The following is a 22,157-nucleotide window of genomic DNA, read 5'->3' on the forward strand; positions in this document are numbered from 1 at the left end:
AGTGTGGTCACGCCGCAGCCACCGACTGTACGCCGCCGGCCCGGCAGGCCAACCCCGGCAAGCGAGGGGCCTTGGGCGGCCCGGCGTGCCGGTCAGGGGCGCGGGCTTACTTGATCCAGAGCCGGATCGCGTCCCAGGCGCGGCCGAAGATGCCGGCCAGCGGCACCTCCTGCTGCACGACCAGCGGCACCTCGGCCACCGGCGCGCCGCCCGAGGTCGTGACCTTCAGCGTGCCCACGCGCTGGTTGAGCGCCAGCGGCGCGACCAGCGGATCGGTGCGCTGGATGTCGGTCTTGAGCTTGCCGCCCTCGCCGCGCGGCACGGCGACGAAGACCGCGTCGGCCGCGCCCAGCTTGGCTTCCGGCGCGGCGCCCTTCCAGACCTTGACGGTCGTGATCGGCTGGTTCTTCTCGAACAGGCGCACCGCGTCGAAGGCCGAGTAGCCCCAGTTCAGCAGCTTCTGGCTCTCGGTCGCGCGGGCTTCCTTCGAGGCCGTGCCCATCACCACGCTCAGCAGGCGGCGCTTGCCGTTGGGCACGTCGCGCTGGGCGCTGGCTGCCAGGCAGTAGCCGGCCGCATCGGTGTAGCCGGTCTTGCCGCCGTCCACCGACGGATCCCGGCCCAGCAGCATGTTGCGGTTGGACTGGCGGATCTTGTTGAAGGTGTACTCGCGCTTGGAGTAGTAGTCGGCGTAGTACTGCGGGTAGTCCTGGATCACGTGCGAGAAGATGACCGCGATGTCGCGGGCGCTCGTCTTGTGGCCGGGCTCGGTGATGCCGGTGACGTTCTTGAACGAGGTGTTCTTCAGGCCCCAGGCCTGGGCCTGCTTGTTCATCATCGCGACGAACTGCTCGACCGTGCCGCCCACGCCTTCGGCCAGCGCGACCGAGGCGTCGTTGCCCGACTGGATGATCATGCCGCGCAGCAGCTCGTCGACCTTGGGCGTCATCGTCGTGTCGATGAACATCAGCGACGGGTCGCCCTTGCGCTCGTCCCACGCGCGCTTGGAGACGGTCAACGTCTGCTCCAGCGTCAGGCGCTTGGCCTTGAGCGCGTCGAAGACGACGTAGGCCGTCATCAGCTTGGTGAGCGAGGCAGGATCCTGCGGCGTGTCGGCGTCGCGTTCGGCGAGCGTCTGGTTGGTCGTCAGGTCCAGCAGCACGAAGTTGCGGGCCGCGATCTCGGGCGGCGTCAGCGCCTGCGCCGAGGCACCGGTCGTCATCACGAAGCTGGACAGGCCCACGCCGAGGGCCAGGGAGGCGAGGAATCGTTTCATTCGGGAGAGATCCTTAGGCGCGCGCTTCGCCGACGGCATGCCAGCCGCGCAGCACCAGAGTCTTGAGCAGCGGCAACTGCCCATGGAAGAAGTGCCCGACACCGGGCACCACGATGACCGGCAGCGCCTGCGGGCGCGCCCAGTCGAAGACGGCGCCCAGCGGCACCACATCGTCCTGTTCGCCGTGGATCACGACGGTATCGGCGGGCACCGTCGCGACGCCGAAGCGGCTCGTGGCCGGACCGACCAGCAGCAGGCGCTCGGCCGGCTGCGCGAGCTTGAGCGCAGCCTGCGACGCGACGAAACCGCCGAAGGAGAAGCCCGCCAGCGCCAGCGGCTGCGCGGGATCGCGGAACTCGGCGATCACGGCCAGCGCATCGTCGACCTCGCCGCGGCCTTCGTCCCAGGCGCCGGACGATTTGCCGATGCCGCGGAAGTTGAAGCGCACCGCGCGGTAGCCCAGGTGCACGAACGCGCGCGCGATCGTCTGGACCACCTTGTTGTCCATCGTGCCGCCCTGCGTCGGGTTCGGGTGGCAGATCACCACCACGCCGCGCAGCGGGCCCGCGTCGACCGCAGGTTCGTCGATCGCGCATTCGATCTCGCCGGCCGGGCCGGCGATCTGCCGGCGCTGGGTCTGTGCATTCATTCGAGCGGACTCCCGATCAGCGGCCGACCGAATCGTCGAGCACCAGACGCTCGACGACCTCGCCATGCTTGAGATGGCGTTCGACGATCTCGTCGATGTCGCTGTTGTCGACGAACTGGTACCAGACCGCGTCCGGGTACACGACCGCCACCGGCCCGCCGGCGCAGCGGTCCAGGCAGCCCGCCTTGTTCACGCGCACGCCGCCCTTGCCGGCCAGTTTCTCGGCCTTCACGCGCTTCTTGCAGTGGTCGAAAGCCTCCTGCGCGTTGTGCTGAAGGCAGGCGTTCTCGTTCTCGCGCTGGTTCAGGCAGAAGAAGATGTGGCGTTGGTAGTAGCTGGGGGAGCTCATCGGTCGATTGTAGTTTCAGGGTTTTCACCGAGCGACTGTTCGTGCGGTCCGTCACGAACCGCTTGTCCTTCAGAGCGCCCGGCCGATCGCTCTCCTGCAGAAGGTTCTCCGGCAGAAGGCGCTTCGACCGGTCGTTCCCCGGCAGGCGGCGGGCCCGGGCGGTCGCTCTGCGTGACACCGTAGAGCAGCCACGCCAGCGCCGCGAACGGCCACAGCCAGCCCACCCATTGCGCCAGTCCGTAGAGGTTGACGAAGCGGCCCTGCTCCCAGAACTGCAGGCTCTCGAGCAGGTAGGGATCGGAGGGCGCCTCGGCCATCAGCGCGATCAGCGCGGTCAGCACGACCAGGCCCCAGGCCGCGTTCGCCCGCCGCGACATGAACGCTGCCAGCAGCGCCAGCACGCCGCCGATGATCAGGCCGGGTTCGGTCGTCGAGGTCAGCCAGGCCCACGCGTGATCGGGGCCGAAGTTCAGCACCGTCGACCAGGCGGTCGTCGTCACGCCCAGCGCGATCGCGCCCAGCACCAGCAGCGCGCGGCGCTTGCCCGGTCGTGCCACCGACAACGCCAGCAGGCACGGCGCCAGGACCCCCATGGCGATGGCGATCGCCTCGAGGCCGGGCGGCAGGGGCAGGTCGTCCGTCAGCTCCTTCGGAACGAGCTCCCAGGGCGTGTTCTCGAGCAGCAGCTCCGCCCATTCGCGCAGGCGCGGGAAGAGTTGGCCGAGCCCCAGCGGCAACGGCGCCGGGTAGAGCAGCCCCACGGGCCACATCGCCAGCAGGGCCAGCGCGCCGGCGCTGTGCGGCACGAACCAGCGTTCGCGCCAGCCGTTCCAGCGCGCCAAGCCCCCAAGCCCCAGGACCGCCCACGCACACAGTCCGCCGAGCCAGGCGCCGGCGCTGTTCAGCAGGAAGTCCGCCAGCGACGGCACGCGGCCGGGGAGGAAGTACTGCAGCGTCTCCATCGAGAACGACAGCAGCGGCAGCCCGACCACCGTCAGCAGCAGCGCGCGCACCAGGCTCCCGCTGCCGCGGATCACCGCCGAGAAGCAGAGCAGCCCCAGCGGCCAGTAGCCGACCACGTTGATCCAGATGTCGAACTTGCCCCAGTAGCGCGGCCAGGGCAGTCCGACGAAGCCCGGCCAGGGCAGGCTCGGTGGCATGCGCCAGGGCCAGAACGGGTACAGGCTGGCGTAGACCACCAGCACGGCATAACACAGGGCCAGCCAGGTGGCGGAACTGCGCCGATGCATCGCCGGATCAGAAGGGTTTGACGACGACCAGGATCACGATCGCCGCGAACAGCAGCACCGAGACCTCGTTGAACACGCGGAACCACTTGTGGCTGCGACGGTTGGCGAGCATCTCGAACTTTCGCAGGAAGGCGCGGCACACGTGGTGATACCCGATCACCGCGACGACCAGCGCCAACTTGGCGTGCATCCAGCCGTTGCCCGGACCGCGGCCGATGCCGTAGTACAGCCACAGCGTCAGCCCGAAGACCAGGGCGAGCAGCATCAAACCCGAACTGAAGCGGTACAGCTTCAAGGCCATGATCAGCAGCCGTTCTCGCTCGGCGTGGCTGTCGGCGGGGACCATGGCCAGGTTCACGAAGATCCGCGGCAGGTAGAACAGGCCGGCGAACCACGCGGCGACGAAAATGATGTGAAACGCTTTGATCCAGAGCATCGCGGCATTATGGAGGGCGCGAAAAAAACCCCGGCTTCACAGCCGGGGTCGGAAAGCCTTATCGCTGTCATCACGTTAAGGCTCCTGCTCAGGGAGGAAAAGCAGGGAACGACAGCCAGCGGCTATCATTCAAGAACGACTTTAACAGATCTGCCGAATTTCGGAATCTACGTCTTTCCACCTAGTGGCCCCCTCATCCCGGTGGTCCCTCTCGGACATCATGCAACTTCCCGCACCTTATCCCGCCAGCCGTCCCCGTCGCCTGCGTCGCGACGCCTTCACCCGGGCACTGGTCCGCGAAAACCGGCTGCACCCGAGCGATTTCATCTTTCCGGTGTTCGTCCATGAAGGCGAAAACCGTGTCGAACCGATCGCGTCGATGCCCGGCGTGTCGCGGCTGAGCCTGGACAGGCTGATTCCGGTCGCCGAGGAATGCGTCGAACTGGGCATCCCGGTGATCGCGCTGTTTCCCGCGATCGACACGGCGCTAAAGACGCCCGACGGCATCGAGGCGACGAACCCGGACGGTCTGATTCCCCGCGTCGTGCGCGCGCTCAAGGAGAAGGTGCCCGGCCTGGGCGTGCTGACGGACGTCGCGCTCGACCCGTACACCAGCCACGGCCAGGACGGTGTGCTCGATGAACAGGGCTACATCCTCAACGACCGCACCGTCGAACTGCTCAAGCAGCAGGCGCTGGTCCAGGCCCGGGCGGGCGTGGACATCGTCGCGCCCAGCGACATGATGGACGGCCGCATCGGCGCCATCCGCGCCGCGCTCGAGGCCGACAGCCACATCCACACGCGGATCATGGCCTACAGCGCCAAGTACGCCAGTGCCTTCTACGGCCCGTTCCGCGACGCGGTGGGCTCGCGCAGCAACCTCGGCAAGGCAGACAAGAAGACCTACCAGATGGACCCGGGCAACAGCGACGAAGCGTTGCGCGAAGTCGGCCTGGATCTGGCCGAGGGCGCCGACATGGTGATGGTCAAGCCCGGCCTGCCCTACCTGGACATCGTCCGGCGGGTGAAGGAGGAGTTCAAGGTCCCGACCTTCGCCTACCAGGTGAGCGGCGAGTACGCCATGATCAAGGCGGCCGCCGCCAACGGCTGGCTGGACCACGACGCCGTGATGCTCGAGGCGCTGCTGGCCTTCAAGCGTGCAGGCGCCGACGGCATCCTGACCTACTTCGCGATGGACGCGGCGCGTCTGCTGCGCGCCGGCGCCTGAACGTCCCCGACGCCAGGGAACGCGGGCTGCCCGACCGACGCATGCGCATCTTCCATCTCAGCGACGCGCTCTACGAGGAACTCGCCGCGCTGCCCGAGGAACTCCCGCCGGAAGGCTTCCTGTGGATCGGGCTGCCGCGGCGGGAGTTCGAACTCCAGCTCGGCACGCTGCAGCAGCGGCTGACGCGGTGGACCGGCGCGCAGCTGCTCGATCTGCATGTGTCGGATCTGATGAATCCGCAGCTGCCGTCTCATTTCGATTACACGAGCGCCTATGACCTGATGGTCTTCCGGCGGCTCGCGACGATGCCGGGCAGCCAGCAGCACCTCTCCGACGACGAGCCTCGCACCGCCGCGGCGGTCAACGAGGCGCTGAAGGCCATCGACACCAGCCCGGTCGGCTTCGCGGTGTTCGACCGCGTGCTGATCACCGTGCATCCGGGCGAGTGCTCGCTGCGGGATTATTTCGCCGGCAAGCTCGGCGCGCAGCAGGAAGGCCGCGACCTGCGCGGCAGCACGCGCCTGCCCCACAGCCCGGCCGAGCTGATGCTGCGCATGGTCAACCACATGGTCGACAGCTACCTGGACCTGCGCCGGCTGCTGACGCGCCAGCTGACGACGCTGCAGAACCTGCTGCTCGACCGGCGCGGCCACTTCCGCGACTGGCCCGTGGTGCTGCACGCCCGGGACACGCTGTCGCGGCTGGAAGACCTCTGCGAGGACCAGCGCAGCGCCGTGCAGGAATGGATCGACGCGCTGGGCGAATGGCCCGTCGGCGACGCGCGTGCCGAGCGCGAGCGCGAGCTGCTGCGCGTGCGCTCTCGCGACGTGCTCGAACACGTCGAGCGGGTGCTGACCCACGTGCGGCGGCTGGAGACCTCGGCCGAGACCTCGGTGCAGATGCACTTCTCGCTCACCGGCGAGCGCACCAACAACATCATGCGGACGCTGACCGTGCTCACGGCCATCTTCCTGCCGCTGAACCTGATCACCGGCGTCTTCGGCATGAACTTCGATACCCTGCCGCTGATCCACCGGGCCACCGGCTTCTGGATCGCCGTCGGCGTCATGGGCGTCACCGCGATCGCGCTCGGCGCCTTCTTCTGGCGCAAGCGCTACCTCGGCACGCAACAGTAGCGGAGGGAGGCGGAGCGCTCAGCGCTTCGCCTTGGCGGCGGTCTTCGCGGCCTTCACGGTCTTCGTCTTGGCGACCTTCGCTGGCTTGGCAGCCTTCGCCTTGGCCGCGGCGTACGGATCGGCGAAGCCGAGTCCCAGCATGACCTCGGTCTCGCGCGCTTCCATGAACTCGGCCTCGTCGTCTTCCTCGTGGTCGTAGCCCTGCGCGTGGAGCGTGCCGTGGACCAGCATGTGCGCGTAATGCGCCGCGAGGTCCAGGCCCATCTCCTTCGCCTCGCGCTCGACGACCTCGGCGCAGATCACCAGGTCCGCGGCGACGACGGGCTCGTGCGTGTAGTCGAAGGTCAGCACGTTGGTCGCGTAGTCCTTCGAGCGGTACTCGCGATTGAGCGACTGCCCCTCCTCCGCATCGACGATGCGGACGGTCATTTCGCCGGGCAGCTCCAGCGCGGCGCGCATCCAGCGGATCACCTTGTGCCGCGGCAGCAGCGCCCTGTGGCGCGGATCCGCGAATTGCAGCGACAGGCTCAGTTCCGGACGGCTCATCGGGAGGCTCCCTTGCGCGTGGACTTGGCAGCCGTTCTGACGCCAGGCTTGGCTGAAGCCTTCTTCGTCGCCGGCTTGTTCGCGGCCGCCTTCTTCGCTGTCGGCTTCTTCGTGGTCGCCTTCGCCGCGGGGGCCTTTCCCGCCGTCACTGTCTTCGCGGCAGGTGCCCGCAGGGTGATCTCTTTCGTGACCGGTGTCTTGGCGACGTCGCGCTTCGCAGGCGCAGGCATCGGAGCAGGCGGCGGCGGCGCCTCAAAGCGCATCGCCTCCTCTCGCAAGCGCAGCGCACGCAGGCGACGCTCCTCGCGTTCTTCCGCGAACTGGGCGCGGTGCTCTTCCTGCGCGCGGGCTTCCTCGAGCGCCAGCGCTTCCGTCTGGTTCTCGTAGGCCTGCACGATGCGCGCGACCAGCGGATGGCGCACGACGTCCGCGCGCGTGAAGCGCGTGATCGCGATGCCCTCGACGCCGTCCAGCACTTCTTCCGCGTCGACCAGTCCGCTGCGCATGCCACGCGGCAGGTCGATCTGGCTCGTGTCGCCGGTCACCACGCACTTGCTGCCGAAGCCGATGCGCGTCAGGAACATCTTCATCTGCTCGGGGGTCGTGTTCTGCGCCTCGTCGAGGATGACGAACGCGTGATTCAGCGTGCGTCCCCGCATGAAAGCCAGCGGCGCGATCTCCAGTTGTCCCTTCTCGAACGCCTTGGTCACGCGATCGAAACCCATCAGGTCGTAGAGCGCGTCGTAGAGCGGGCGCAGGTAGGGATCGACCTTCTGCGTCAGGTCGCCGGGCAGGAAGCCGAGCCGCTCGCCCGCCTCGACGGCCGGACGCGTCAGGATGATGCGCTGCACCGTCGAGCGCTCCAGCGCATCCACCGCGCAGGCCACCGCGAGGAAGGTCTTGCCCGTGCCCGCCGGGCCGATGCCGAAGCTGATGTCGTGCGACAGGATGCTGCGCAGGTAGAGGTGCTGGTTGCCCGTGCGGCCGGCCAGGTCGGCGCGCCGGGTGCGCAGCACGACGCTGTTGCCGTCCGTGCCGTCCGGGTCCTCGCCGTGGCCCGCATCGGCGCCATTGGCGGGCTTCGACCGCGCGGCCACGTCGTTGGCGGCCTCCACGATCGCCAGCCGCAGCGTCTCGCCGGGAATCGCCCGGTCGGCGCGCGCATAGAGCGCTTCCAGCAGGACCATCGTGCGCTGTGCCGGCGCGCGGTCGCCCTCGACGTTGAAGTGCTCGGCGCGGTGGGTGATGCGCACGCTCAGCGCCGCCTCGATCTGGCGGAGATGATCATCCAGCGGGCCGCACAGGTGCGACAGGCGACGGTTGTCGGCGGGGGTGAAGGCGTGGCGCAGGTTCAAAGCGGAGACGGCTCCGTATTCAGGGGGTTGAGGGCGGTATTGTCGCGCGCCGGTGCGCCGCGCGCTTGTGGCGCCTGCACAATCGCCCCCCATGCACCGGACCACGGAACAACAAGGAGACGCCGCCGGCCTCAGGGATGCCGCGCAGGCGCAGGGAGGAACCCGGCCCGCGGCGTTCGGCGCCGCGGCGGTCCTGTCATTGGCCGTGCCGGTCTGCCTCGCGCAGGTCGCGGGCGCGGCGGTCGCCGGCGCCGACGGTGTCACGACCGGCTCCTTCGCCACGCTGTGGACGCGGCTGGCGCCGCAGCTCGCCTATGGCCTGCAGTCCGCGCTGGTGCTGATGGCCTTCGTGCTGGGGCTGCTGATCTGGCAGCGCCGCGCCCAGCGTCACATCGGCTGGCTGCTCGTGCTGATGCCGGGATGGGTCGTCATGGTCGGCCTCGCGCCGCTGTCGTCCTGGCGGACCGGGATCGCGGTGATCCTCGCGCCGTGGTTGCTGTGGTGCGCCTTCCATTACCTGATGCGGCGGATGCGGCGACGCGACCGCCGCGTGCATCGCGCGCTGCTGACCCAGGCGCTGCTCTTTCCCGCCGCGCTGCTGCTGCCCGTGCCGGCGACGCGCATCGCCACCTTCGCGCTCTGGTGGCTGGGCGCGCAGCTGCTGGTCGCGATGGCCGCGCATCTGTGGCACCTCTGGCAGGACATGTTCCTGCCGACGCTGGAGGAGCGGTACCCGCAGTCCGACTTCGTCCTCAGCAGCGTGCTGATGGGTTTCGGGATGCTCGCCGTGGTGTCGGCCTGCGTGCTGCCCGGCAGCGGCCTGGCCGGTATCCTGGGCCCACTCTGCCTCCTGGGGCTCGGCCTGCATCGCGTCCGCGAATTCGCCCGCGCGCTCACGCAGTCGGAGCTCGCCGTCCTGCAAGGCGAGTTGCGTCTGCAGGAACGCATCGCGGAGCTGGAGCGCCATTTCGATCAGGTCGCGGAGACCAAGCTGGAGCAGGTCACCGAACGCGAGCGCAAGCGGATCGCGGCCGACCTCCACGACGACCTGGGCGCGAAGCTGCTGACCATCGTCCATACCAGCGAGTCCGACCGGATCTCCACGCTGGCGCGCGAGGCGCTGGAGGAGATGCGGCTGTCCGTGCGCGGCCTGACCGGCAAGCCGGTGCAGTTGCTGGACGCGCTGGGGGACTGGCGCGCCGAGGTGGTGTCGCGGCTGGCCCAGGCCAACATCCTGGCCGAATGGAAGTCGCCGGCGGAGGACATCGAGCACACCTTCCCCGCCCGCGCCTACGTGCAGACGACGCGCATCCTGCGCGAGTCGGTGAGCAACATCATCAAGCACAGCGGCGCCACGCACTGCGTGATCAGCTGTTCGGCGCAGGACGGCTACTTCTCCGTGGTCATCCAGGACAACGGCCAGGGCATCCCGCTCGAGCTCGAAGGTCGCCTGGACAAGGGACACGGCATGGCCAGCATGAAGGCCCGCGCCAAGCAGATGCACGGACAGTGCCTGGTCGAATCCGGACCCGGATGGGGCACCGTCATCCGGCTGACGATCCCACTTTGATCACGCTCTGATCGCGATCTCGCGTGATCCATTGCCGCCGGCGCCACAGTGCGGCGTTGATCAGGATGGTCAGCCCCCGAGAAAGCCGTACTGTTGCGCGAAGCCGGCGGGTTCCCTGCCGGCATTGCTTTCCTGAGCAAAAATCCGCGCCATGAACCACATCCTGCTCCTCGAAGACATTCCCGAAATCCGCGCCTGGCTCAAGGTCCTGGTCAAACAGGTCTTCGCCAACGCGGTGGTCACCGAGTGCTCGCGCGTGCAGGACGCGCTCCAGCAGGTCAACTCGCAACGCTTCACGCTGGCCCTGCTGGACCTGGGCCTGCCTGACGGTTCCGGCGTCGACGTGATCTCCGCGCTACGCGAGAAGCAGCCGGAAGTCCAGTCGGTGATCGTCACGATCCACGACGACGACGAGCACCTCTTCCCCGCCCTGCAGGCCGGCGCCTTCGGCTACCTGCTCAAGGAACAGTCGCGCGAGCTGCTGGTCGAGCAGCTGCAGCGCATCAGCCAGGGCGAGCCGCCGCTGTCGCCGTCGATCGCGCGCAAGGTCATCGCCTACTTCACCTCGCAACGCCGGCCGCAGGCCGCGCAGGTGCTGCACGAGGTCTCGCTGACCGACCGCGAGACGGAGGTCCTGCTGCGCGTCGCGAAGGGCTTCACGCTGCCGGAGATCGGCGTGCAGCTGGGCCTGTCGCGCCACACGATCGCCGACTACGTGAAGCAGATCTACCGCAAGCTCAACGTGAGTTCGCGCGCCGAGGCAGCGCTGGAAGCGCAGCGTCTGGGCCTTTTCGGCAGGAACTGAGCACCTCCGCGCCCAGGATCCGAGGCGCGGCCCTGCGCCCCGGGAAAATACTGGACAAACATCCAGCCATTCGCCGTCGCAACGCCGCCGAACGCGGATAATCCGCGCCCATGATCGGCAAGCTCACCGGCGTCATCGCGGAAAAATCGCCCCCGCAGGTTGTCATCGACGTGCAAGGCGTCGGCTACGAAGTCGACGTGCCGATGAGCACCTTCTTCAATCTGCCGGGGCTGGGCGAACGCGCCACGCTGCTGACGCACCTGAGCATCCGCGAGGACGCGCACGTCCTCTTCGGCTTCCTCACCGCCGAGGAGCGCAGCACCTTCCGTCTGCTCATCAAGATCAGCGGCGTCGGCCCCAAGATGGCGCTGTCGCTGCTGTCCGGCATGTCGGTCGGGGACCTGGCGCAGGCGGTGTCCAAGCAGGAAGCCGGTCGGCTGGTGAAGGTGCCGGGCATCGGCAAGAAGACTGCCGAACGGCTGCTGCTGGAGCTCAAGGGCAAGCTCAGCCCCGATCTTTCGCTGCCGGTGTCGGTGGCCGACGATGCGCAGGCCGACATCCTCCAGGCGCTGGTCGCGCTGGGCTACAGCGAGAAGGAAGCCGGTTCCGCGCTGAAGACGCTGCCGCCGGACATCGGCGTCAGCGAGGGCATCAAGCTCGCGATGAAGCACCTGTCATGAACCCGCGCGCGGGGCGTACCCTTCCACCATGAGCATCCAGACCGACGACTTCACGCCCGCGCCGCAGCAGGCCCGCCTCATCAGCGCGCAACCCGCGTCGCCGAACGAGGACGCGATCGAGCGTGCGCTGCGCCCCAAGCTGCTCGACGAATACGTCGGCCAGACCAAGGCGCGGGAGCAGCTGGAGATCTTCATCGGCGCCGCGAAGAAGCGGCGCGAGGCGCTCGACCACGTGCTGCTGTTCGGGCCGCCGGGGCTCGGCAAGACGACGCTGAGCCACATCGTCGCGGCGGAACTGGGCGTCAACCTGCGCCAGACCAGCGGTCCCGTGCTGGAGAAGCCCAAGGACCTAGCCGCCATCCTGACCAACCTCGAGCGCAACGATGTGCTGTTCATCGACGAGATCCATCGGCTCTCACCGGTCGTCGAGGAGATCCTGTATCCGGCGCTCGAGGACTATCAGATCGACATCATGATCGGCGAGGGGCCGGCGGCCCGGTCGATCAAGCTCGACCTGCAGCCGTTCACGCTGGTGGGCGCGACCACGCGCGCGGGCATGCTGACCAACCCGCTGCGCGACCGGTTCGGCATCGTCGCGCGGCTGGAGTTCTACACGGCCGATGAACTGCAGCGCATCGTGACGCGGTCCGCATCGCTGCTCGGCGCACCGATCGAACCGGCCGGCGCGCTCGAGGTCGCGCGGCGATCGCGCGGCACGCCGCGGATCGCCAACCGGCTGCTGCGCCGGGTCCGCGACTACGCCGACGTGAAGGCCGACGGCACCATCACCCGCACGATCGCGGAGAAGGCGTTGGCGATGCTGGATGTCGACCCGCTCGGCTTCGACCTGATGGACCGCAAGCTGCTGGAAGCGGTGGTGCACCGTTTCGACGGCGGACCGGTGGGCCTGGACAACGTCGCTGCGGCGATCGGCGAGGAGCCCGGAACCATCGAGGACGTGATCGAGCCCTACCTGATCCAGCAGGGCTTCCTGCAACGCACCCCGCGCGGACGGATCGCCACATTGGCGGCGTACCGCCATCTCGGCGTGGCGCCGCCGAAGCAGGCGGGGCAGTTGTTCGACAGCGAATGAAGCAGCGAGCCCGAGGACAACCCCCCGGGCCTCACCGATGCAGCAATGAAAAAGGCGCTCCGAGGAGCGCCTTTCTGCTTCGTGATCCGGAGATCAGAAGTTGTGGCGAACGCCCAGGGCGAACGAGCTCAGGTCGTCGCGCTTGTTCGGCGTGTTCGCATCCACGGCGGTGTAGAACGCGTACACCTTGGTGCGCTTGCTCAGGTTGTAGTTGTAGGCCACCGTGTACTGCTTGCCGCCGTTGCGACCATTGTTGAACGAGTACGCACCCGCCTTGGTGCCGCCGACGTTCAGGTGGAACTCCGACTGGCCCAGCGTATACATCACTGCGGCACGGCCGATCCAGCGGTTGTCCTTGCCGCCGGCGGTCAGGGGCGTGCCCGACTCTTCGCGCTGCGCATAGCCGCCGAAGGTGAAGGCGCCCAGTTCATACAGGCCGCGGATCGCGTACTGCTTGGCCGAACCTTGCTTGCTGTAGCCGGCGCCCAGGTGCATCGGGCCCTGGTCGTAGTTCAGGGCGACGTCGTAGCCGCGGGCTTCGCCCGGAGCGCCTTCGCCGGCGTGCAGCGTGAACTCGCCATTGAAGCCGCTGACGTTGGGGGTGAAGTAGCCGACCTTGTTGGTCTGCGTGAAGCCGGCACCCGAGTACAGCTTGTCTTCCGACGTGCCGGTGTCGTGGTTGTGCATCGACACATAGTCGGCGGTCGCGTAGTACGAGCCCGGGGTCCAGCGGCCCAGACGGATCGCGCCGAAGTCGCCGGCCAGCTGAACGCTGGCTTCACGGTTCCAGAACGCCGAGTTGGTCTGGCGGCCGTCGTCCGAGTTCAGGCCGTGTTCCAGGGCGAAGCTGGCCTTGAGGCCGCTGCCGAGATCTTCCGTACCCTTGAAGCCCAGGCGGGAATTGTTGTTGACCACCGACGCGACACGGTCGTTGTTGCCGGTCTTGATGCTTTCCACCGAGGTGTTGATACGACCCCAGAGCGTGACGGAGCTCTGCGCGAACACGGGAGCGGAAAGAGCCGCGATGGCCGCAGCGAATGCAATCTTTTTCATACCCACCTTCATCCAGTTGGAGGTTTCAGCCGGTCTGGCTCAATGGCTTTACTGCAAGGTGTGCGGAGTATAGAAGTGCGTTGCACGCACCCATAACGCCCGACGCAAAATTGCAACAGTTCCCCGTTAGGGGTGAACCAGGGGTCCGGCGGGTGATAACAGACGGGCGGTCAGCACCTGTCCCGCCAGGAGGGCGGCGAGCGCGGCGATCTGCTCGATCGGGCCGAGCCGGTGGGCATGCCAGAGGAACAGCGCGACCCCGCCGAGCAGCAGCAGGAACATCGTGCCCGCCGCCCAGGCGTGCGAGGGCGCGACCATCGGGTCGAACAGCGGCCGCGTGTGCGGGTCGTATCCGGGCGCTATGCGGGCACCGACGCCCGGCTCCCAATGTGCCGGCTCCCACCAGAGGCGAAGCTTGTCGCGCCAACGCGGCGTACGCCGCGTCTTGGACAGCAGCTTGGCGTACACCTGCACATTGGCCGTCCACGGGTTCCAGCTCTGCAGCGCGTCGCGGGTCCCGTAGACGCAGGGCTCGCGGTCCAGTTCCTCCTGGAAGCTGCCGAACAGCCGATCCCAGATGATGAGGATTCCGCCGTAGTTGCGATCAAGATAAGGATCGTTGACGGCATGATGCACGCGGTGGTTGGACGGCGAGCAGAACCAGCGGTCGAACCAGCCCAGCTTGCCGATCTGCTGGGTATGCACCCAGAACTGGTACAGCAGGTCGATCAGCGCGACGACCGCGTAGACCAGCGGCGGGAAGCCGAGGATCGCCATCGGCATGTAGAAAAGCCAGCCGACCAGCCAGCCGCTGCCGGTCTGGCGCAGCGCGGTGGAGAGGTTGTAGTCCTCGCTCTGGTGATGGACGGCATGCGCCGCCCACAGCAGCGCGGTCGTGTGACCGAGCCGGTGATGCCAGTAGTAGAGGAAGTCGTAGAACAGCAACCCCAGCAGCCAGACCCACCAGGCGCCCGCATCCAGGCGGGTCAGCGCCATGCGCTCGAAGACCCAGGTGTAGATGCCCAGCGTGAAAAGCTTGGTGAGCACGCCCACCACCTGGCTGAGCATGCCCAGCGCGATGCTGCTCACGGCATCGTTCAGCCGGTAGGTGTTGCGGCCCCGGCGCAGGCCGATCCAGTATTCGAGCCCGATCAGGGCGAAGAACACCGGCGTGGCCAGCACGATGATCTGTGCGTCGGTCATGTGTCTCCTCGATGAGCGCTCGATGCGGCGCTTCTGTCGATGTCCGCGGCCGCCGGCCCTCGTGGGAGCCGGCGATCCCGCGCTCAGGCCTTGGCGGTCGCCACCGCGACGGGCATGAAGCCCGGGACGCCGGGATCGTCCAGCGCCAGACCTTGCAGATGCTGATCGTCGTTCCACCCGACCAGGCTGAATCCTTGCGGCGAATACAGCAGCCGGTTGACGCTGGTGTTGCCCAGCACCCAGCTGCGCGGCGCCTGCAGGTCGATGCGGGTCGCGGCGCGGTACAGGCAATCCATCACCCCGCCGTGCGCGACGATCGCGATCGTCTGGCCCGCATGCGCCGCAGCCAGTTCGGACACGACGGCGATGCAGCGGGCGTAGAGCGTGACCAGGCTTTCCCCACCGGGCGGCTCGAAGTCCGGATCGCGTCGGCGCCAGCGCAGGGCGTCCTCCGGAAATCCGGACTCGATCTCGGTCCAGAGTTTGCCCTCATGGCGGCCGAAGGCGCGCTCACGCAGGCGTTCGTCGAGGCGGACCTCCAGCCCATGCGGCGCCGCCAGATGCCGGGCGGTCACCGCGGCGCGGTCCAGGTCGCTCGCATAAATTGCGTCGATCGGATGGTCGGCCATCGCCGCGCCGAGCCGCTCGGCCTGGCGCTCGCCCAGCGCATTGAGCGGCAGGTTCAGGTGACCTTGCAGTCGCCCCTCTCTATTCCAGGCGGTCTCGCCGTGCCGGATGGCCAGGATCAGCGTCGGGTCCACTCAGACGCCCCAGACCACGTCGGTGTCGGCGCCCTGCGCGGCGCGCATCAGCTCCAGCAGCGGCCACAGCCGCTGGCGCAGCGACACCTCGGGCTTGGGCGGCGGCTTGCGGCCTTCGGCCTGCGCCTGCTCCGCGGCGCGATCCTGCGCCTGCTGCTCCTCGGCGATCGCCGCCTCGCCGTGCGCAATCAGCGCCGGCAGGTCGGACGCCTGGAAGATCCCTTGCGGCGCCGGTCCGCGCCCCAGGGCCTGCAGCGCCTGATCGCCATGGGCGGCCAACATGATGACGTCAGCCCCGGCCTTCGACTTGAACTTGTACAGCACCTGTGTCTCCCGGCCGTCGACGTCGGCCATCAACGCATTGTGCCGCCCTCGCGCACGAGGCAGTGGAGAGGTCTCCCGAGCCCGCCCGGCCCGTCGTCCGGGTCGATCCCGATGCGCACCCGGCGCGGGAGAAGGGTCAGCCGCCGCGCAACAGGTGCACGGAGGCACGCGCGGCACGAGGGGCCACCGCCTGCTCGCGCGCCGACTTGCCGGCCTCGACCTGCGCGGCGATCTGGGACTGGCGCTCCTCGAAGGCACGCGTCTCGAGCGCCGGCGCGCACAGGAAACCCTGGTACTCGTGGCAACCGCAGCGGGCGAGGAAATCGCGCTGCGCTTCGGTCTCGACGCCCTCGGCGATGACCTTCAGGTGGAGCGCCCGCCCCATCTGCACGATCGCGTTGACGATGCCGGCGTCGCTCGCATCGCCCGGCAACCCCTGCACGAAGCTGCGATCGATCTTGAGCCGTTGGATCGGGAAGCGCTTCAGATACCCCAGGCTCGAATAGCCGGTGCCGAAGTCGTCGATCGACATCAGCACGCCCAGTTCCGACAACGCCTCCATCCTGTGCAGCGCCTCTTCGGCGTCGCGCAGCAGCACGGATTCGGTCAGCTCCAGCTCCAGCAACGACGGCGGGAGGTCATAGGCACGCAATGCCTGCGCGACCTGCTCGACGAACTGGGTCTGCTGGAACTGCAACGCCGACACGTTGACCGCCACGGGCACGCGCAGCCCCTTCTGCAGCCAGGCCGCGGCCTGCGCCACCGCCTGCTGCAGCACCCATTGGCCGATCGCGACGATGAAGCCGCTCTCCTCGGCCACGGGGATGAACTCGGACGGCGGCACATCGCCGCGCAGCGGGTCGCGCCATCGGATCAACGCCTCGGCGCCGACGAGTTCGCCGGTCTCCAGCGAGACCTGCGGCTGGAAGTGCAGCCGGAACTCGTGCTCCTGCAGCGCCTGGCGCATCGCGTGGTCCAGCCGCATGCGCGACAGCAGATCCACGTCCTTGCGCGGCTGGTGGAAGCGGAACGCGCTGCGGCCGCTCTCCTTGACCCAGTGCATGGCGCGCTCAGCGCTGGCCAGCAGCTCCTCGGCACTCGCGCCGTCGCCCGGGAACAGCGCGATGCCGGTGCTGCAGGTGACGGTGAAGCTGAGCGTGTCGAAGCAGAACGGCCGCGACATCGCCTCCTGGACGCGACGCGCGGCGTGCTCGGCGCCGCGGGCGTCGGCCTGGTGGATCAGCAGCGCGAATTCGTCGCCGTCGAGCCGCGCGACGGTGTCGACCTCGCGCAGCGACTCCTTCAGCCGCAACGCCACTTCCTTGACCACGCGGTCGCCATAGGAATGGCCCAGCGTGTCGTTGATCTGCTTGAAGCGGTCGAGGTCGACGTTGAGCAGCGCGAACGGCGTCGCCTCGCGGCGGGCCATGGCCTGCGCATAGTCGACGCGCTCCATCAGCGCGCGGCGGTTCGGCAGCCCGGTGAGCATGTCGTTGTGCGACAGCTCCTCGATGCGCTGGTGGGCGGCGAGCTTCTCGCTGAGGTCGCGGAACGAGTAGACGCGACCGATCGGACGGCCACGGCTCCACTGCGGCAGCGACACGCGCTCGAGGACACGCCCGTCGATCAGCTTGAGGTTGTCGCTGGTGTGCAGCAGCGGCGATTCCTGGATCGCGCCGAGCCGCATCGCGTAGGCGGCCCCATCGACGACGCTGCGCCGCATCCACGCCTGCACGGCGTCGTCGTTGCGATCGTTGAGCAGATCCTCCGGGATCCCCCACAACGACGCCAGCCGCTGGTTGAAGCTGCGGATCCGGCCGGCCAGGTCCGTGACCAGGATGCCGTCGGCGGTCGACTCGAGCGTGGCCCGGAGTTCGGCGAGCAGCGTCTCACGTTCCTCGTCGTGCTGGCGCTGCTGGGTCTGATCGCGCATCGCGATCAGCCACAGGCCGTCGCCCTGCGCCTGCGCGACATGGCTGATGCGGCGGGAGATCCACAGCATGCGCCCGTCGGCATGGCGCATCATCGTGTCGGTATGCAGGCTCTCTCGGCGGCCGATCGCGGCGTCCATCCAGAACAGCGCATCCTCCGGCGTCGACGCCAGCGATTCGACGCTGCGACCGATCAGGTCCTTCGCCGGCAGACCGAACAACTGTTGCGAGGCCTGGTTGACCGCCACCACGCCATGCGTGGAAGCGTCCACCAGCCACACCGCCTCCTGCAGACCGTCGATCAACGGCAGGAACGCGGCATTGAGCGCCGCGGGGGTCGCGGCGACGGCTCGGGTCACAAGGGTCACGCCGCCATCTCCCCGGGGGGCGAGGGCGGCGTGGACATCGGGCCGGCGGACTCGAAGAAGTAGGCGATGCGGCTGCGCGGGCTGAGGTAGTCCAGCGAAGCGCGCGGCAGCTGCTGCGGCTTGACGCTGCGGCGGATGCCGAGGTCGGGCAGCTCTTCCAGGTTGAGTACCAGCGCCTCGTCGCGCGGCACCTTGGGGTCGTGGACCATGACCTTGGGCTTGAGCGGGCGCGACGAGTTGACGGCCACGACCAACGCGTAGCGGTCGTCGGTCAATTGCACGGCGGAGCCGGGCGGGTACACGCCCATCATCCGGATGAAGGCGTTGAGCATGGTGGCGTCGAAACGGCTGCGGCCCTGCGCGAACATCAGCGACAGCGCTTCGTGCGGCGTCATGGCCTTCGAACTGAGCAAGGGGTTGCACAAGCCGTCGAAACGGTTGACGAGCGCCACGATGCGGGCGCCGATGCTCATGCGATCGGCGTTCAGGCGTTGCGGGAAGCCGCTGCCGTCGGCGTGTTCATGATGCTGCGCGATGATCAGGAGTGGACCGGCGCCGACGCCCATCTTCTGCCCCAGCGCGACACCCTTGGCGACGTGCTGCTGGTAGGCCGCGACCTCGGCGGCGGTGAAGCTGTCGTCGCGATGACGGAAACGGGCCGTCAACTCCATCTTGCCGATGTCGTGGAGCAGCGCCCCCTGGCCCAGGTCCACCATCTCATCGCGACCCAGGCCGAAGGCCCGGCCCAGCAGCATGGCGATCACGGCCACGTTGAGCGCGTGCGCGGTGCCGCGGTCCCCGGCCCCCTCGTTGAGCAGCCGGATATTGATGTCCCCTTCGACCAGCATCTTGTCCAGCAATGCGCGGGACAACGCGGACGACCGGTCCCGCGCGTCGGTCGGATCGCGTGGCACCAGCTCCATCAGGTCGCGCAAGGCGGTCGCCGCCTCGGCGTACTGGCGCTCGCACAGCAGCAGCGCGTCGCGCTGCTCGGCTAGCAATCGGCGATGACGTTCGCGGACCTCGTCCTCGGCGCTGCGGTTGTCCTCGACGACGGCCGCGGCGGGCGCTGGCGCGGGCATCGGTGTCGCTTCCAGCGGCAGGTCGCTCTTGCCCGGACTCCAGCGCACCTGCTTGAGACCCAGGCGACGCAGGATCAGCAACTGCTCTTCCGAACTCAGCTTGAAGCTGCTGAGCGGAAATGGATGCGACATCCAGCCGAGGTCGAGATGGATGAACATCCCCACTTTCAGCTGGTTCACATCGATGAGCGGATCGGCCGATCTGTCCTTCATATTCTTGTAGTTCCGCGTCCCGGTTCGGACGCCCTCGTCAGCAGCTTCGGCTGCGGAGGGGCGCAACTTAAATCAAAACCGCGTCAACCGTACGGTGTTGCGCATGATCCGGGGGAGACCGTGCGACTTGTCACAGGTTTTTCCTGCACCCCCTATGATCCCCCGAACCTCGCATTCTCATAAAGATACAGGAGACTTTTCATGCACGCCTTCATCTGCGATGCGCAGCGCACCCTTTCGGGCGTTATGGCGGGGCCCTGTCGTCCATCCGCGCGGACGATCTCGGTGCGGTGCCGATCCAGGCGCTGATGGCAAGGCACCCGTCGCTCGACTGGGAAGCGCTGGACGACGTGTTCTACGGCTGCGCGAACCAGGCCGGCGAAGACAACCGCAACGTGGCGCGCATGTCCGCCCTGCTGGCCGGGCTGCCGATCGGCGTGCCCGGCGTGACACTGAACCGGCTGTGCGGCTCCGGCATGGATGCCGTCGGCAGCGCCGCCCGGGCGATCCGAGCCGGCGAGGCGCACCTGATGCTGGCCGGCGGCGTCGAAAGCATGAGCCGCGCGCCCTTCGTCATGCCCAAGGCGGAGTCGGCCTTCTCCCGCGCCAATGCGATCTACGACACGACCATCGGCTGGCGTTTCATCAATCCCAAGATGAAGGCGCAGTACGGCGTCGACGCCATGCCGGAGACGGCCGAGAACGTCGCCGTCGACTTCGGCATCGCGCGCGAGGCGCAGGACCGCATGGCCCTCGCCAGCCAGACCAAGGCGCTGGCTGCGCAGCGCAGCGGCTTCTTCGACGCCGAGATCTGCCCGGTCACGATTCCCCAGAAGAAGGGCGATGCCGTCGTCGTGCGTCAGGACGAGCATCCGCGTGACACCAGCCTGGAGGCCCTGGCCAAGCTCAAGGGCGTGGTCCGGCCGGACGGCAGCGTGACCGCCGGCAATGCCTCCGGCGTCAACGACGGCAGCTGCGCGCTGCTGATGGCCAGCGAAGTGGCGATCTCCCGGCACGGCCTGACCCCGCGGGCGCGCGTGCTGGGCATGGCAACCGCCGGCGTCGCGCCACGGATCATGGGCATCGGCCCCGCCCCGGCCACGCGCAAGGTGCTGGCCCAGGTCGGCCTGACCCTGGACCAGATGGACGTCATCGAGCTGAACGAGGCCTTCGCCGCCCAGGGCTTGGCGGTGCTCCGCGACCTCGGCGTTCAGGATGACGATCCCCGCGTGAACCCCAACGGCGGCGCGATCGCGCTGGGCCATCCGCTCGGTGCCAGCGGCGCCCGGCTGGTCACGACGGCGATCAACCAGCTCCATCGCATCCAGGGACGCTACGCGCTGTGCACCATGTGCATCGGGGTGGGCCAGGGCATCGCCATCGTCGTCGAGCGGGTCTGACTCCGATTGCCAGGGAACCGGCGCCAGCCGGTTTCCTGTCCCCTGTTCAAGGCGAAGCTTCTGCCCCAGGGACGAATTGAGGATTCCAGCAATCGCCCAGGTTGTCTGACCTCATTTTGGTGCAGCACGGGAGTGCTGAGCGCCCCCTCCATTGCAGCGGGACCTATAGCCAAAAGTTGGCATCGACAAAGAAATAGTCATGGGCGCACGTAGGACCACGTAGGCGCCAATCGCACATCGCATGTGATACTGACTTCGTTTGATGGCGCATACCGCTCATATATGTAGGTATGCGGTGACAAGCATGATGTCTGACTATTGACCGCCTGCTTAGCGACCACCGACCGCGGTTTCGCGCACCTTTTTCCCGCTGAACGCCCTTCACGCTGCCTGATCCAGGCGGTGGGGCGCTGTGCGCAGAAAATGCACCAAATTGATGCACATGCGTGCGATTTACGGATAAAACATTTGCCCTGGCAAACATTCTTCACAGGGTTGTCCCTATAGTCCTGGACATCACCTGCTTACGCCCAGCAGATTTGGGCGTCAAACGCACGTCCTCCCTCCCCGCCATGTCCGCTGCACGAGCCTTTGATGATGAACTGACCGCGATCCAAGCGGTCGTCCCCGCCCCTGACGCTGAAGTCCGTACCGGTCCGCTGAAGCGCGACCTGGTCGCCGGCCTGGAAAAAGGTCTGGCCGTGATCGAAGCCTTCGATCAGGAACGTCCCAGACTGACCATCAGCGAGGTCGCCGGCCGCACCGGCCTGACCCGCGCGGCTGCCCGCCGTTACCTGCTGACGCTGACCCACCTGGGCTTCGTCTCGCAGGATCGCAAGATGTTCGCGCTGACCCCGAAGGTGCTGCGCCTGGGCCAGAGCTACATGCACTCCGCCCGCCTGCCCCGCATCATCGAACCCGAGCTGCACAAGCTGGCGTACGCGATGAAGGAAGCCTCCTCGGCCGGCGTGCTGGACGGCAACGACGTGATCTGCATCTCGGCGACGAGCGCAGGTCGCGTGGTCTCCCCGACGCTGCAACCGGGCACGCGCGTGCCGGCCTACTGCACCGGCAACGGCCGCGTGCTGCTGGCGGCGCAGCCGCAGGCGGAGGTCGACGCCTTCATCGCCCGTCAGGAACTGACCGCGCTGACCCCGCACACGATCACGCATCCGGAGCGCCTGCGCATCGAGATCGCCCGGGCCCGCGCCCAGGGCTACGCGCTGATCGACCAGGAGCTGGAACAAGGCCTGCGTTCGGTGGCCGTGCCGCTGAAGAACTACAAGGGCGACACCGTCGCCGCCATGGCCATCAGCGTCCACGCGACCCGCATGAGCATGGAGCAGATGGTCGAGCACTGCCTGCCCCCGCTGCTGCAGGCGCAAGCGCACCTGCGCATGCTGCTCTGAAGCTGCGACGGAAGTTTCCGAAGCGCCAATGGAAAAGCGA

Annotated in this window: 18 protein-coding genes and 3 pseudogenes; 8 read left to right on the forward strand and 13 right to left on the reverse strand. The window is 67.9% G+C overall.

Going from position 1 to position 22,157, the window contains the following annotated elements; all coding sequences use genetic code 11:
• Window positions 1-106: 106 nt before the first annotated feature.
• From ACQ859_RS29790 to ACQ859_RS29810, 5 genes are read right to left on the reverse strand one after another with little or no spacing between them, the layout of a single operon-like run.
• Window positions 107-1,276: a D-alanyl-D-alanine carboxypeptidase family protein gene (locus tag ACQ859_RS29790; RefSeq protein ID WP_431264004.1), complete on the reverse strand. Its 1,170-nt coding sequence runs from the start codon at window positions 1,274-1,276 to the stop codon at window positions 107-109.
• A gap of 13 nt (window positions 1,277-1,289) precedes the next feature.
• Complete coding sequence (locus ACQ859_RS29795) at window positions 1,290-1,925, reverse strand: alpha/beta hydrolase (RefSeq protein WP_431264005.1); 636 nt, start codon at window positions 1,923-1,925, stop codon at window positions 1,290-1,292.
• Between the two features lie 16 nt (window positions 1,926-1,941).
• A complete protein-coding gene (locus ACQ859_RS29800; RefSeq protein WP_431260365.1) occupies window positions 1,942-2,274 on the reverse strand; it encodes a (2Fe-2S) ferredoxin domain-containing protein in 333 nt (110 codons plus the stop codon).
• Window positions 2,271-3,524: a VanZ family protein gene (locus tag ACQ859_RS29805; protein WP_431264006.1), complete on the reverse strand. Its 1,254-nt coding sequence runs from the start codon at window positions 3,522-3,524 to the stop codon at window positions 2,271-2,273. The genes ACQ859_RS29800 and ACQ859_RS29805 overlap by 4 nt, the downstream gene beginning before the upstream one ends.
• A gap of 7 nt (window positions 3,525-3,531) precedes the next feature.
• Complete coding sequence (locus tag ACQ859_RS29810; protein ID WP_431264007.1) at window positions 3,532-3,960, reverse strand: CopD family protein; 429 nt, start codon at window positions 3,958-3,960, stop codon at window positions 3,532-3,534.
• 220 nt (window positions 3,961-4,180) lie between these two features.
• Between ACQ859_RS29810 and hemB the strand changes: the two genes are divergently transcribed.
• A complete protein-coding gene (hemB, locus tag ACQ859_RS29815) occupies window positions 4,181-5,188 on the forward strand; it encodes a porphobilinogen synthase (RefSeq protein WP_431264008.1) in 1,008 nt (335 codons plus the stop codon).
• Between the two features lie 41 nt (window positions 5,189-5,229).
• Complete coding sequence (locus ACQ859_RS29820) at window positions 5,230-6,324, forward strand: magnesium transporter CorA family protein (protein ID WP_431264009.1); 1,095 nt, start codon at window positions 5,230-5,232, stop codon at window positions 6,322-6,324.
• A gap of 108 nt (window positions 6,325-6,432) precedes the next feature.
• On the opposite strand, the pseudogene ybeY reads toward ACQ859_RS29820, so the two are convergent.
• Together ybeY and ACQ859_RS29830 are read right to left on the reverse strand one after the other, a co-directional pair.
• Window positions 6,433-6,870, reverse strand: a pseudogene (ybeY, locus tag ACQ859_RS29825) (rRNA maturation RNase YbeY); the annotation flags it as partial.
• Between the two features lie 374 nt (window positions 6,871-7,244).
• A pseudogene (locus tag ACQ859_RS29830) lies at window positions 7,245-8,225 on the reverse strand (PhoH family protein); the annotation flags it as partial.
• A 91-nt stretch (window positions 8,226-8,316) separates the two neighbouring features.
• On the opposite strand from ACQ859_RS29830, the gene ACQ859_RS29835 reads away from it, so the two are divergent.
• The 4 genes from ACQ859_RS29835 (at window position 8,317) to ruvB (ending at window position 12,373) form a co-directional block, all read left to right on the forward strand.
• On the forward strand, window positions 8,317-9,795 hold the full coding sequence (locus ACQ859_RS29835; protein WP_431264010.1) for a sensor histidine kinase: 1,479 nt from the start codon (window positions 8,317-8,319) through the stop codon (window positions 9,793-9,795).
• 151 nt (window positions 9,796-9,946) lie between these two features.
• Window positions 9,947-10,600: a response regulator gene (locus tag ACQ859_RS29840; protein ID WP_067069232.1), complete on the forward strand. Its 654-nt coding sequence runs from the start codon at window positions 9,947-9,949 to the stop codon at window positions 10,598-10,600.
• A 110-nt stretch (window positions 10,601-10,710) separates the two neighbouring features.
• Entirely contained in the window at window positions 10,711-11,280 is a 570-nt protein-coding gene (gene ruvA / locus ACQ859_RS29845) for a Holliday junction branch migration protein RuvA (RefSeq protein ID WP_431264011.1), read from the forward strand.
• 28 nt (window positions 11,281-11,308) lie between these two features.
• Window positions 11,309-12,373: a Holliday junction branch migration DNA helicase RuvB gene (gene ruvB / locus ACQ859_RS29850; RefSeq protein ID WP_431264012.1), complete on the forward strand. Its 1,065-nt coding sequence runs from the start codon at window positions 11,309-11,311 to the stop codon at window positions 12,371-12,373.
• A 93-nt stretch (window positions 12,374-12,466) separates the two neighbouring features.
• Here the strand turns inward: ruvB and ACQ859_RS29855 are convergent, their stop codons facing one another.
• From ACQ859_RS29855 to ACQ859_RS29880, 6 genes are all read right to left on the reverse strand, one after another.
• Complete coding sequence (locus ACQ859_RS29855; protein ID WP_431264013.1) at window positions 12,467-13,426, reverse strand: porin; 960 nt, start codon at window positions 13,424-13,426, stop codon at window positions 12,467-12,469.
• 126 nt (window positions 13,427-13,552) lie between these two features.
• Window positions 13,553-14,629: a sterol desaturase family protein gene (locus ACQ859_RS29860; protein ID WP_431264014.1), complete on the reverse strand. Its 1,077-nt coding sequence runs from the start codon at window positions 14,627-14,629 to the stop codon at window positions 13,553-13,555.
• Window positions 14,630-14,712: 83 nt separating this feature from the next.
• On the reverse strand, window positions 14,713-15,390 hold the full coding sequence (locus ACQ859_RS29865; RefSeq protein WP_431264015.1) for a histidine phosphatase family protein: 678 nt from the start codon (window positions 15,388-15,390) through the stop codon (window positions 14,713-14,715).
• Window positions 15,391-15,744: a DUF1840 domain-containing protein gene (locus ACQ859_RS29870; RefSeq protein WP_431264016.1), complete on the reverse strand. Its 354-nt coding sequence runs from the start codon at window positions 15,742-15,744 to the stop codon at window positions 15,391-15,393.
• A gap of 106 nt (window positions 15,745-15,850) precedes the next feature.
• On the reverse strand, window positions 15,851-18,013 hold the full coding sequence (locus tag ACQ859_RS29875) for a putative bifunctional diguanylate cyclase/phosphodiesterase (RefSeq protein ID WP_431264017.1): 2,163 nt from the start codon (window positions 18,011-18,013) through the stop codon (window positions 15,851-15,853).
• Entirely contained in the window at window positions 18,010-19,308 is a 1,299-nt protein-coding gene (locus tag ACQ859_RS29880; protein ID WP_431264018.1) for an HD-GYP domain-containing protein, read from the reverse strand. The genes ACQ859_RS29875 and ACQ859_RS29880 overlap by 4 nt, the downstream gene beginning before the upstream one ends.
• 201 nt (window positions 19,309-19,509) lie before the next feature.
• Here ACQ859_RS29880 and pcaF point away from each other — a divergent pair.
• A pseudogene (pcaF, locus tag ACQ859_RS29885) lies at window positions 19,510-20,708 on the forward strand (3-oxoadipyl-CoA thiolase).
• A 572-nt stretch (window positions 20,709-21,280) separates the two neighbouring features.
• A complete protein-coding gene (locus tag ACQ859_RS29890; protein WP_088407692.1) occupies window positions 21,281-22,117 on the forward strand; it encodes an IclR family transcriptional regulator domain-containing protein in 837 nt (278 codons plus the stop codon).
• Window positions 22,118-22,157: the final 40 nt, after the last annotated feature.

It is taken from the genome of Roseateles chitinivorans, assembly GCF_050632235.1.
Lineage (GTDB): Bacteria > Pseudomonadota > Gammaproteobacteria > Burkholderiales > Burkholderiaceae_C > Roseateles > Roseateles chitinivorans_A.

Coding starts and splice junctions, on each gene's coding strand:
- ruvA (WP_431264011.1), top strand. CDS start 10,711: ATGATCGGCAAGCTCACCGGCGTCATCGCGGAAAAATCGCCCCCGCAG.
- ACQ859_RS29800 (WP_431260365.1), bottom strand. CDS start 2,274: ATGAGCTCCCCCAGCTACTACCAACGCCACATCTTCTTCTGCCTGAAC.
- ACQ859_RS29890 (WP_088407692.1), top strand. CDS start 21,281: ATGTCCGCTGCACGAGCCTTTGATGATGAACTGACCGCGATCCAAGCG.
- ACQ859_RS29840 (WP_067069232.1), top strand. CDS start 9,947: ATGAACCACATCCTGCTCCTCGAAGACATTCCCGAAATCCGCGCCTGG.
- ACQ859_RS29835 (WP_431264010.1), top strand. CDS start 8,317: ATGCACCGGACCACGGAACAACAAGGAGACGCCGCCGGCCTCAGGGAT.
- ACQ859_RS29880 (WP_431264018.1), bottom strand. CDS start 19,308: ATGAAGGACAGATCGGCCGATCCGCTCATCGATGTGAACCAGCTGAAA.
- ACQ859_RS29820 (WP_431264009.1), top strand. CDS start 5,230: ATGCGCATCTTCCATCTCAGCGACGCGCTCTACGAGGAACTCGCCGCG.
- ACQ859_RS29870 (WP_431264016.1), bottom strand. CDS start 15,744: ATGGCCGACGTCGACGGCCGGGAGACACAGGTGCTGTACAAGTTCAAG.
- ACQ859_RS29810 (WP_431264007.1), bottom strand. CDS start 3,960: ATGCTCTGGATCAAAGCGTTTCACATCATTTTCGTCGCCGCGTGGTTC.
- ACQ859_RS29790 (WP_431264004.1), bottom strand. CDS start 1,276: ATGAAACGATTCCTCGCCTCCCTGGCCCTCGGCGTGGGCCTGTCCAGC.
- ACQ859_RS29795 (WP_431264005.1), bottom strand. CDS start 1,925: ATGAATGCACAGACCCAGCGCCGGCAGATCGCCGGCCCGGCCGGCGAG.
- ACQ859_RS29860 (WP_431264014.1), bottom strand. CDS start 14,629: ATGACCGACGCACAGATCATCGTGCTGGCCACGCCGGTGTTCTTCGCC.
- ACQ859_RS29805 (WP_431264006.1), bottom strand. CDS start 3,524: ATGCATCGGCGCAGTTCCGCCACCTGGCTGGCCCTGTGTTATGCCGTG.
- hemB (WP_431264008.1), top strand. CDS start 4,181: ATGCAACTTCCCGCACCTTATCCCGCCAGCCGTCCCCGTCGCCTGCGT.
- ruvB (WP_431264012.1), top strand. CDS start 11,309: ATGAGCATCCAGACCGACGACTTCACGCCCGCGCCGCAGCAGGCCCGC.
- ACQ859_RS29855 (WP_431264013.1), bottom strand. CDS start 13,426: ATGAAAAAGATTGCATTCGCTGCGGCCATCGCGGCTCTTTCCGCTCCC.